This window comes from Candidatus Zixiibacteriota bacterium (assembly GCA_036480375.1).
GTDB lineage: Bacteria > Zixibacteria > MSB-5A5 > GN15 > JAAZOE01 > JAZGGI01.
In genome coordinates this window covers 32,179-43,453 of record JAZGGI010000037.1, presented here as the reverse complement: position 1 = coordinate 43,453, position 11,275 = coordinate 32,179, and the positions used below count along the sequence as shown (strand labels likewise).

At 44.3% G+C, this 11,275-nt stretch carries 8 protein-coding genes; 1 reads left to right on the top strand and 7 read right to left on the bottom strand.

All coding sequences use genetic code 11. From position 1 onward, the window contains the following. Nucleotides 1–521 (top strand): IS3 family transposase (locus V3V99_12060; protein ID MEE9443389.1); only part of this gene is annotated, 521 nt, incomplete at its 5' end. Between the two features lie 25 nt (nucleotides 522–546). On the opposite strand, the gene V3V99_12055 is transcribed toward V3V99_12060, so the two are convergent. From V3V99_12055 to V3V99_12025, 7 genes are all read right to left on the bottom strand, one after another. Then, nucleotides 547–1,146, bottom strand: a complete 600-nt coding sequence (locus tag V3V99_12055) for a hypothetical protein (protein MEE9443388.1) — start codon at nucleotides 1,144–1,146, stop codon at nucleotides 547–549. A gap of 7 nt (nucleotides 1,147–1,153) precedes the next feature. Continuing rightward, a complete protein-coding gene (gene dnaJ / locus V3V99_12050) occupies nucleotides 1,154–2,305 on the bottom strand; it encodes a molecular chaperone DnaJ (protein ID MEE9443387.1) in 1,152 nt (383 codons plus the stop codon). Next, nucleotides 2,306–2,896, bottom strand: a complete 591-nt coding sequence (locus V3V99_12045) for a DnaJ domain-containing protein (protein ID MEE9443386.1) — start codon at nucleotides 2,894–2,896, stop codon at nucleotides 2,306–2,308. It abuts the gene before it with no gap. Between the two features lie 138 nt (nucleotides 2,897–3,034). Then, on the bottom strand, nucleotides 3,035–4,954 hold the full coding sequence (gene dnaK / locus V3V99_12040) for a molecular chaperone DnaK (GenBank protein MEE9443385.1): 1,920 nt from the start codon (nucleotides 4,952–4,954) through the stop codon (nucleotides 3,035–3,037). Nucleotides 4,955–5,141: 187 nt separating this feature from the next. Continuing rightward, a complete protein-coding gene (locus V3V99_12035) occupies nucleotides 5,142–7,337 on the bottom strand; it encodes a HEAT repeat domain-containing protein (GenBank protein ID MEE9443384.1) in 2,196 nt (731 codons plus the stop codon). Further along, a complete protein-coding gene (locus V3V99_12030; protein MEE9443383.1) occupies nucleotides 7,337–8,449 on the bottom strand; it encodes a PQQ-binding-like beta-propeller repeat protein in 1,113 nt (370 codons plus the stop codon). The genes V3V99_12035 and V3V99_12030 overlap by 1 nt, the downstream gene beginning before the upstream one ends. Then, nucleotides 8,449–11,256, bottom strand: a complete 2,808-nt coding sequence (locus tag V3V99_12025) for a hypothetical protein (protein ID MEE9443382.1) — start codon at nucleotides 11,254–11,256, stop codon at nucleotides 8,449–8,451. The genes V3V99_12030 and V3V99_12025 overlap by 1 nt, the downstream gene beginning before the upstream one ends. Between the last annotated feature and the right edge of the window lie 19 nt (nucleotides 11,257–11,275).

Genomic DNA, 11,275 nt, shown 5'->3' with positions numbered 1-11,275 from the left:
GGGTTTATCCATATTTACTTCGCGGTCTGTCAATTGAACGTGCCAATCAGGTCTGGTGCGCCGACATCACGTATATTCCGATGCGGCGCGGCTTTATGTACCTGGTGGCGGTAATGGACTGGCATACCCGGGCGGTGTTGTCCTGGCGGTTGTCCAACACCATCGACAGCGGTTTTTGTGTCGAGGCGCTTACCGAAGCTCTGTCACGTTACGGTAAACCGGAGATATTCAACACCGATCAGGGGAGTCAGTTTACCAGTGCGGAGTTCACTGATGTTTTGTCCGGGGCCGGAGTCCGTATCTCGATGGATGGCAAAGGGCGCTGGATGGACAACGTATTCATTGAACGACTGTGGCGCTCATTGAAGTATGAGTCAGTTTACTTATGGGAGTTTGAAACGGGAATTGAGGCCCATCGTGAAATCGAGAATTGGTTACGGTTCTATAACTTGGAACGACCCCATTCTTTTTTTGATGACAAAACACCGATGGAGGTATATCTTAACAACATGGCGGCATAATCAACCAAACCGAAGACACCTTAAATCAGCCGTCAAACTGTCCAACAAACCAGGACCACCTCTTATCTTTCACAATGTATATATTTTGACTCACCCAATTTTGTTCATCTTTCGTAAATATCCTCATTTCAATATCAAATTTAGATTGAAATTCAGGAATTTTATTATTACGTGGATGAGTAAAAGCATATTGTCTTAATTCAGAAGATTTCCCTAATATTGATATTGGCTTAATGGGAAATTGGGACATAATATTTGGCTCATTTAAAAAATTATCAACCTCTCTTTCAATTAAAAATTCTCTTGAAGCTTTGATTTTACCATCAACTCTCCACTTCACTAATAGTTTTGTATCTGTAATCACAGTAGCTTTCCCCCCTGAATTTTGATATAATAAACTTAAATAAACAACAGGATAATAAATAGTAGTGTCGCCATCAATAAAGTATTTGCCAAACTTGGCCTGACGTCCTGCAAAAACTTCAACGTTTACATCAAAATTCAATGTATAAAAATTATATGCAGCAAATAATAAAGAAATAACTGCAATCACGGTTACACAATTTTTCCTCATCCAATGTATCATACCTTCAATATTAATAACGATTTTATTGCTAATCTGCAATTGTTATCTACACCCCCACTCCCGTCAATTCTTCAAACTCCTGCAACAACTCTTTTTGTCTATCGGTGAGGGTGGTGGGGACTTTGACGTTGACTGTCACGAACAGGTCGCCGGATTTATCGCCGACGCTGAGTCCCGCGCCCCGGAGCCGAAGAAGTGAACCCGGCTGAGTTCCGGCCGGAACGTTGAGCATCACTTTTTTAGACAGCGTCTGCACCGCCACTTTGGCGCCCAGCGCCGCCTGAGGAAAACTGATGTCCACCGATGTATGAATATCGCTGTCTTCCCGTTTGAATTTTTGATCGTCCATAATATTGACCTTTATAATTAAATCGCCCTGAGGGCCATTGTTTTTTCCCGGATAACCGAGGCCTTTGAGCCTGACCGTTCCGTCATGTTCAATCCCCGGAGGAATCTTAACCGATAGTTTTTTGCGTTTTTTGACCGCTCCCGTTCCCCGGCACCGCTGGCACATCTGCCCCGGTTCAACGCCTCGCCCCAGACATGACGGACAGGGCCGTGAAATCGCGAAAGCGCCCTGCGTATGCGTTACCTGCCCGGTGCCGCTGCAGCGCGAACATACTCTCTGCCCGCCGGAAACATATCCCGTCGCCGAACAGGACGAGCAACTTTCCGGCAGATGCATTTTGATTTTTTTTGCAACACCGGTTGCCGATTGTTCGACCGATATTTTCATCGTGATGCGTATATCGCGACCCTTGCGGGGAGCGTTCGGAGGCGGCGTTCCATAACCGCGCTGCCGCGTTCGAGTGCGGATGTTATCGCCGAAAAGCGAACTGAAAATATCGCCCAGACCGCCCAGACCGGAAAGATCGTTCATGTCGAAATTACCGCCGAAAGCCTGCCGGAAATCGCCGTTGGTATAAAATCGTCCTCCGCCCCCTCCGGGAAAACCGCCCGCGCCCTGGCGAGGATCGAATCCTCCGAATTTGCGCATCGTATCATATTGCTGGCGTTTTTTATCATCCTTGAGGACGTCGTAAGCTTCGGAAATTTCCTTGAATTTTTCCTCAGCCTGCTTGTCGCCCTTATTGTGGTCAGGATGATATTTTTTGGCCAGCGTGCGGTACTTGTGCTTTATCTCATCGGTTTTGGCATTCTCATCCACACCGAGAGTTTTATAATAATCCCGGGCCATCTATTTATCTTTCGCCTTATCTTCAATTTTGAATACGACCGTCAAAAACAGATTATCAATATGCTGCTTGGCTGTCGAATCATCCGCAACGCCTCCGGAAAAATCAAGCAACGTGCTTTTTTGGTAAACCTCTTCCCCGGTTCCGCCGCATTTTTTGCAACGGATAAAAAATATTTGTCCGAAGCCATAACACTTTTTACATTTGCACGTTAGCGGGAGATTGATTTTTATTTTTCCTCCTTGAGAAGCCTGTTCAGGAGTTAATTCCAAAAACAGATTCAAAAACTCAGGTTTGCCGATATCGAAATATGTCAGGATACCGTCTTTGAAATCATCGAATAAATCCTGAACTTGCTTTTTTCTATCTATGTTGACATTGACTTCGAAATCAAAATCCTTAACCGTTTCTCCCTCGCCGTGGACATATCCGGCGATTTGTTCATAAGCCAGAAGTATTCGTTTGAATTTATCGCCGGTACCGCCGACGATATCGGGATGATACCTTTTGGCCATCCGTCGAAAAGCGGATTTGATTTCGCCCCGGCTGGCATCTTTACTGATACCGAGTATGTCAAACGGTTCTTTTTTCATAGCGATAAACTATACGTCTTTTGGCCTCCGGTCAATCATTTGTTTTGTTCGATCTATATGTAACAAAAAGGGGCTTTCTTTCAAAAGCCCCCTTTACCAGAGAGCAATCCATGCCCTCAATCTATATTAAAGCGTGTGTCATTCTTCATCAACAACTTCATAATCGGCATCGACTGTCTTACTGTCGTCTGCAGATTGTGCTTGCGAAGTTTGATCGGTATTCATATCGGGATCCGGATGTGCTCCCTGTTGCTGCGCTTGTTGCTGATAAATATTCTGCGCGGCTGCATGCCAGGCGGCGGTCAAATCATCGGAAGCCGATTTAATCTCCTCGGTGTTTTCGCCTTTAAGAGCCTCTTTCACTCGCGATATAGCCGCCTCGATTTTGGTTTTGTTATCGGCATCGAGTTTATCGCCCATATCCTTGAGGTTCTTCTCAGCCATAAAAACCGCCTGGTCGGCTTCATTACGAATTTGAACTTTCTTATGTTTTTCCTCGTCTTCGGCTTCATGCGACTTGGCGTCGTCAACCATTTTCTCAATTTCCGATTCGGCCAAACCCGATGAAGCCTCGATACGCACCGATTGCTTTTTGCCGGTACCTTTATCCTGCGCCGACACTTCGAGAATACCGTCGGCATTGATATCGAAAGTGACCTCAATCTGCGGCATCCCTCTCGGCGCCGGAGGTATTCCGTCAAGATGAAAGCGCCCGATGGTTTTATTGTCGATTGCCATCTTGCGCTCGCCCTGAAGGACATGCACTTCAACCGAAGGCTGATTTTCCTGCGCGGTAGAAAACACCTGTGATTTTTTTGTCGGAATCGTCGTATTACGTTCGATAATCACGGTATCAACACCACCCAGGGTCTCAATACCAAGCGACAATGGGATCACATCGAGAAGCAAAAGATCGTTGACATCGCCTGTCAAAACGCCGCCCTGCAAAGCCGCGCCCATGGCGACGACTTCATCCGGATTGACTCCTTTATTCGGTTCCCTGCCAAACATTTTGCTGACCCGTTCAACGACTTTGGGCATCCGGGTCATTCCGCCAACCATGACAACATCATCAATATCGGAAAAATTGATGCCTGCGTCTTCGATAGCCTTGCGCACCGGTGTAATCGACCGCTCAACCAGATCGTCAGTCAACTGCTCGTATTTGGCCCGGCTGAGAGTCATATTGAGATGTCTCGGGCCGGACGAATCGGCCGTCACGAAGGGCAGATTAATATTGGTCTCAAGCGTAGATGATAATTCAATTTTAGCCTTTTCGGCGGCTTCCTTTAATCGCTGCAAAGCCATCGGGTCCTTTGAAAGGTCTATTGCGTCGGTTTTTTTGAATTCATCAGCCAGCCAGTCAATGATTCGTTTATCAAAATCATCGCCGCCCAGATGTGTATCGCCGTTGGTTGACAAGACTTCAAAAACTCCATCCGATAATTCGAGAATTGAAATATCAAAGGTTCCGCCGCCAAGGTCATAAACCGCGATTTTGCCTGATTTCTTTTTATCGAGTCCATAAGCCAGAGCCGCGGCGGTAGGTTCGTTGATAATTCGCTTGACATCCAATCCGGCAATCCGACCGGCGTCCTTGGTCGCCTGACGTTGACGATCATTAAAATAGGCCGGAACGGTAATGACAGCTTCTTTGACTTCATACCCAAGATAATCTTCCGCAGCCTTCTTGAGGTATGACAGCACCATCGCCGAAACCTGGGGCGGAGCGTAATCTTTTCCATTCATAATTACGCGCAACTCGCCATTGCTGTTCTTCTTCACTTTATATGGGAAGTTTTTCAATTCCTGAGTTATCTCATCGTATACCCGCCCCATTAGTCTTTTAATCGAGAAAATGGTATTCTCCGGATTGGTGACGGCCTGACGTTTGGCAACAGCGCCGACTAATCTTTCGCCCTTCTTATCGACGGCAACGACGGAAGGCGTTGTTCTCCCGCCTTCAGGATTATTTATAATCTTTGCCTCTTGTCCTTCGATGACCGCAAGACAGGAATTGGTGGTTCCCAGATCGATTCCTATGATTTTTTTGCTCATATCTAAATCTCCTTTTGGCACTTTTTTTCAAATATCTATCAAATATAGTGCCGAAAACGATAAGCTATTATATATAAATCAATTACGGAGAATTTAGAATTCTAAGAATTAGTCGTACTGCCAATTTGGACAAAATTATGCGCCACAATGGCATTATATTTATCTTTACATGCTATTTTGGCTTAGATTACTGCTTTAGATTTAGTTTGTTTAAAAATATTTTGGCTGTTTTTGATATATTATTTTGCTGATCAGGCTTATAATTCTCGAGTTTCTTTATTATTTCATCATCGCCGATCTTTTCAAGAGCCTTAATTATTGCGGATTGAATCAGATTTACGGACAATTTACCGGACGATAATTCTTTTAATTTTTGATCGTTTTGCAGAAGATTCCAGAGATAATCGCGTGCTTCCAAACTCCCGGTGAGCGCAAGGGCATTAATAATACGGTCGGCCTCGCCCTTTTGCCGGCCGATCAGATCAACATAAAACGGGAATAAATCGCTTCTTTTCTTCAGGCCCAAAACGATAATGGCGGCTTCACGGACAGAGCTATCGGGATCCTCCGCAAGGAGCATTAACAAATCAACCGATTCATTGGCGTCTATCTTCTCCAGCGCTCTAACCATTTCAAGGCGAACCCGAACATCGGAGTCTGATAGTCTGAACCTGAAAGCATCGCAGGCTTCCTTGTCCCCCAAATTTCCCAGAACAAAAATAGCATTTCTAATCAGATACCACTTTTCATCGGGCAATTCGCGGCGATCGAAGGGTCGCATAAAATATTTCTCATCCCTCAATATATCCGAAAATACTTTCACCGCCGGTTGGCCCGATTCCGATAGAATTTTCAAACAGTGTTGACGGATTTGACGGTTAGGGTGGATTACGATTTCCGCTAATTGAAGAGCAACCTCTTCTGATTGCAGGGCTATTAAAATATCTCGTACCTGTTTAACGAGATTACCGTTCGGTGTCTGAATTCCCCTTATCAATTGAGAGATCAATTCTTTATTATCCAGCACTTCAAAGATACGTCGCACCGTAACCGAGTCATAAACTAAAACCCCATTCTCATAACGGCGGCTGGAGCTGAGAACATTTAAAAATTCCGCGACAGCCTTATATCTCTGCATAGAAATCATAACATTTAATAGCTCAAAGGCGACTTCGGAGAATTCAAATGACTCCAGTCCGCGAGTAAACAAAGACTGCATATAGCGCAGAATCGCGTTCAAAAACTCGTTTTCTCCCGCAGTGATGCTGGTGGCTATTATATCTTTTAATAGACAAATTGAATGCTGGCGATAGATGGCCGTATCGGAGGCGAGGTAATTTACTACCTTTTCGGAAATGCTGGCCGCTTTACCAATCTGCCGGGTTCGCAGCAACCTGATAAAGGCATCACGGAATTCGCCATAGAGCGCTTCCCGGTACTTTTCAGAATAAATATCATTGCCGATACGATCAATATCCTGAACTGTTTCCAGCATAATCGAGGCCGGAACGGATAAGCAATTTTCAAGTATATTCGATTGGTAACCCTGATCCATTAAATGCGATTGGATTTTATTGGTCAATTCGTCACGGCGCGGGTGGAAATTAAAAGAATGAATAAGTTGAATCAATTCGTCGGGTAACTCATCGTTCTTATAGGGATTTTCCTCCAGAATCCTCAAGGCCATCGACAACAGCTCAGAAGACTGCAACTCCGAAAACTTTTCTGGCAATATAAATTGCACGATTTCTTTATGATAATCGATTCCGGAGTCTTCGGCCTGGTTACCGGTATCCATATAACCGCCGGCCAGCATCTTTACCGCCAGATTAATATCGCCCGATAAATAATCCGTCACCATGCGCCTGACGGAAAAATCATCAAGTTGCACTTCGCGATACCGTAAACCGGTATTATATAGTTTTTCAATTAGGGGACTATTGATTAAAATCGTCGAAATCCGTAGCCTCTCTAAATATGATTCCATCGCATAATCAGGGTGAGAAGGATTTATACGTCCGACAAACCGCTCAATAAAAGCAGTAAACTCACCGGCTGTCAGATTTTCGTCGAAAGCGATCGATTTGATATCCAGCTCATGCATTTTATCTTTAAGATAGTTCACGGCCCCGGCATCGGCCATGAGAATATTATTGGCGTATAATCGTCCCTCAGTGAAATATAATATAAAATATTTTTTAAATCCGAACAGGCGTTGCAAACCCAGAAACGGCTTGGAGAGGCCATTGAGAATCATGGGATGGTCAATGGCATATATTCCGGCTTTGCGACAAATCAAAAACAGTTCGTGGACAATCTCCCGGGTCAGGCTTTTAATATCGGTTTGAAGATTTTTCTCGCTAAGATTTATATTGCGTTCCATTAGTGCTCCTCAAAACAATAGATGCGATTTTTCTGACACGCCACAAAAATCCTGTTATTATTAATTACCGCCGCAAATGCGACCGGCCCTTCCAAATTGTGGCTATCTAACATCTCTCCGCTTTCGGCATCGAGACTATAAAAATTCCGATCATACGACCCTATTAAAACGGTATGACTATGTATAACAGGGCTGGCGACGACAACACCGTCAGTCTGATACTCCCAAATTATTCCGCCATCCTCGGCCGATAAACAATAAACTTTGCCGTCGGTGCATCCTATGTAGATTCTATCGTTATGTTCCACGGCTTTGCCTCTATACGCATACCCGATACCGGTTCGCCATACAACACTACCATTGTTCTTATCATGCGCCAGAATATCGCCGTCGGTTAAACCGATATATAAATAACGACCGATACCCAGTTTTGAACTTATCGAGGCATTGCAATCGATTTCCCATATCAAAGAACCATCGCCGGGCTCAACAGCCTTTACCTGACCACTACCGGCCGCATAATAAATCTGAGAACCATCATAAACCGGAAGGATATCAACGACATCATCGTTTTTCAACCTCCATTCCCGGCGCAAATCGGTCAAATTGAGCGACAATAAGCCGGTGGTAGTGCCCACAATAAGGCTGTTATTAACTATTATCGGCCCGGATCGAATATCTTTTACATTAAGTTCGCCTATCTTCTTGCCGGTAAAGAGATTTTGGACTCTAATCTGCCCCAGAGGCGACTTTTTTACATAGACAATTAATGAGTCGGTTAACAACGGCGGTAAGATAAAGCCTCGTCCCTGTTTAATCCGACACACCCTCTTCCCTGATTCCTGATCATAAAAAACCACGCGATTGCGAGAGGTTCGAACGCTGAGATAGCGGTCGCCGAGTATTATCGGGTCGGTCGGAGCGCCTTTGATTTTATATTCGTATAAAAGATTTAGCTGCCCGGTAAGATTTCCATCAGAAGGATAAACGCCCAATTTTTGTTCATTTATTGGTTTAAAATACCCATTGTTGCGCTTTAATTTTTTGGGAACGGTGCAGGCCGAGAATAAAAAAATAACGACCGCTGATAATATCGGAAATAAGGATTTCATTAGAAATTCCACCCGAAAAAGAAGTCGGTCCTTGTACTTTTTGAAATACCGTGAAAATTATGAATTCGGGAAAAATCAAATCTGAGGACTACCAAATAACCCAGGGCTACCCGTATTGAGGCACCGAATGATCCTCGCCATCCTATCCAGTTATCATCCCAGGCGGTTCCGGCGTCATGGAATAAGGCGCCTTGAATACCGCTGAATTTCATTGCCCCGATGGGGAATCCGATAATGAGGTTACTAATCAGAGGAAATCGAAGCTCCATAGAGTTAAAAAGAATGTTACGATTGTAGAAATGCCGACGGCTGAGGCCTCTAAATGACCAGCTGCCTCCAAGATATATTCTCTGCGGTTCGGTGCCAGCCGATGAATAAGCAAAGAATCGACTGGCAAATGATGAGCGATTGCCCAGCCTTAGATAATGCCGAAAATCAATAGATGCCAGGCGGTTAAATGTTTCGGCCGAATTCAAATCGTAGCTTAAACCGACTGTTAAATTGAGCCGCCGTCCCTCAATCGGGCCCAAAGGTTCCCAAAGCGTGTTATCAGTGATAAAACTAAATAGCTGAGTCGCGGGTAGAGCTTGGCGCCGCTGTAAACCGGCGAATCTTTCTTTATCGCTGTATCTCAGAAACAGTGATGTTTCGATACGGTCGAATTTTGTCAGGGGATAACTTAGTAAGCCAACTCCACCGATGAGTCGCTCAAAGTAAAAGCCGTCGAAATCATTATAGTATTCATCATATAAATGAAACGCGCCCACTCCCCAATTTAAACGATTTGTTCGCCTTAGATAGGTAACGCCAACATTGAAACTGGTCAATATATCATCTTTACTCTGGGCCGTATTAGACAACAGGAATATCCACATGTTGTTACCCAGCATATCGCTCACCGCCGCCTGAATCCCGCCAATTGTTCCATAAACGCCGTCATAAGCGACTGTCGATTGAGCGATATCAAGAGAATAATCAGTCTTATACTTAACCGTGGATTCCCGGGCTTCTGTGCCTATTTTTTGCGGAATCCAGCGCACCTCAATATTCTCTTTTTCATCGACGGGGACGGTTTTCATAGTATTTATATCTGAGCGAAACAAATGAAAGCCGCGGTTTTGATAGGCGTAAAAATAAACCTCTTCGCCGTTTTTATTAAAGCGGGGATCGAATGCCCCGGTCAAATATTCGGTTACTTTGGATAGTTTTCGTCCGTGTTCAAGGCTAAATATATTAAACGACCGTTCTTCACCGCGATCGGATGAGAATATCAATTGTTGACCATCAGGACTCTCTGAGGGATATCGATCATGGCACTTTCCAAATGTAATTCGTCTCAATCGGCGGTCATCCAGATTAATGCGGTACAGAGATAAATATCCTTCGGATCCATAACCTCCGCGATCGGATGAAAATATAATTGAGTTTCCTTTGCATCCAAATGATGGGTCCAGATCATTATAGAGATCATCGGTGAGCTGCGTCAATTCCCCCGACTCGAGATGTATCATATAGATGTCGGCATATCCGCTCAATTGATATCCGGTGAAGACAACCCGATCTCCCTGGGGAGAAAATCGAGGCGACACTAATCCGATAAGATTTTCAAACTCATACTTTGTGATTACTTTTCGATGATCCAGATCATAAATATACAGTACATCCCGTTCCTGTGATTTAGATGCAAAGGCCAGCAGCTTATCGTCAAATTGATCGACACCGCTCGACAGCAAATGCAACGACTCATACTTGGCCGATCGTTCGCCCTTAAGAAGAGTTATTACTTTTTTGCTTTCCCCTTTGGCCGGCTGCATATAAATGGCCGAATAACCAACCTTGTTGGCTTTGTATATCACCCAGGGTTCTTCGATACCGTTTTCGTTGGTCAAGGTAACCGGTACCGGTCGGACGGCGAAGATTCGATTGGTTAACCTGGTAGCTCTTTTATCAGGTAAATCAAGATTGGCTATCTGCGGGAAGTACTTTTTTTTGAGATAATATGACCACTTTTCGGAAAGCTCATTCAAATTATGCCCCAGCGTAAAAGTAACAACATCATCAAATGTTTTTCCCACCGACCAGTTTTCAAATAATTCTGTAATTTTATCCTCACCATATTCATCAGCGATAAAATGGCAAATTGACTCGCCCAGCTTATACACATAATAGGTATTGTTATAAATCCATATGTTTCTTATGGACGGCAAATTACCGTTGATGACCATATCCCTTAAAACCATGTCGCCTTCGCTGTCCCACTCACGAGACCAGTAATTAGCCAGCCCCTCGATGAACCATTGCGGCGGAAAAGCCGACGCCATACGGCCGTAATCCTGCATTGTCTGTCCAATCTTAGCGAAAGTGAAGACGTGCACCATTTCATGCCAGATGACTTTATTGAAATCGGAGTACGAACCGTTGAAAGGTACAACCACCCGACCCTTCATGTGTTCGGTGAAACCGGCCACGTTTTCGGGCAAAAAGTAAAATGTCGTATTGGTTTGCACAAAATAGTTGGGATTACTATAGATAATCAGCGGAATTGGCTCATATATTTCATAATTAAAAAGCGACGCGAGACGTTTGTAGGATTCTTCGGCGGACCAGGCTGCGATTTCGGCTAATTCCAATTCTGAAGGGTAAAAATATATCTTGAAATGTTCGGTCGTCATTACCTGCCAGTTAAAATTCGTGTACTGAATTTTATTTTTGCCAAAATAGAACTGCGCCTGCGCCTGCTCAATTGACAAAAAGCCAATAATGGCGACGATGGAAAAACTAATTATAAAAAATCTTAATCTCATCATAATTAAAACCGATAAGCGG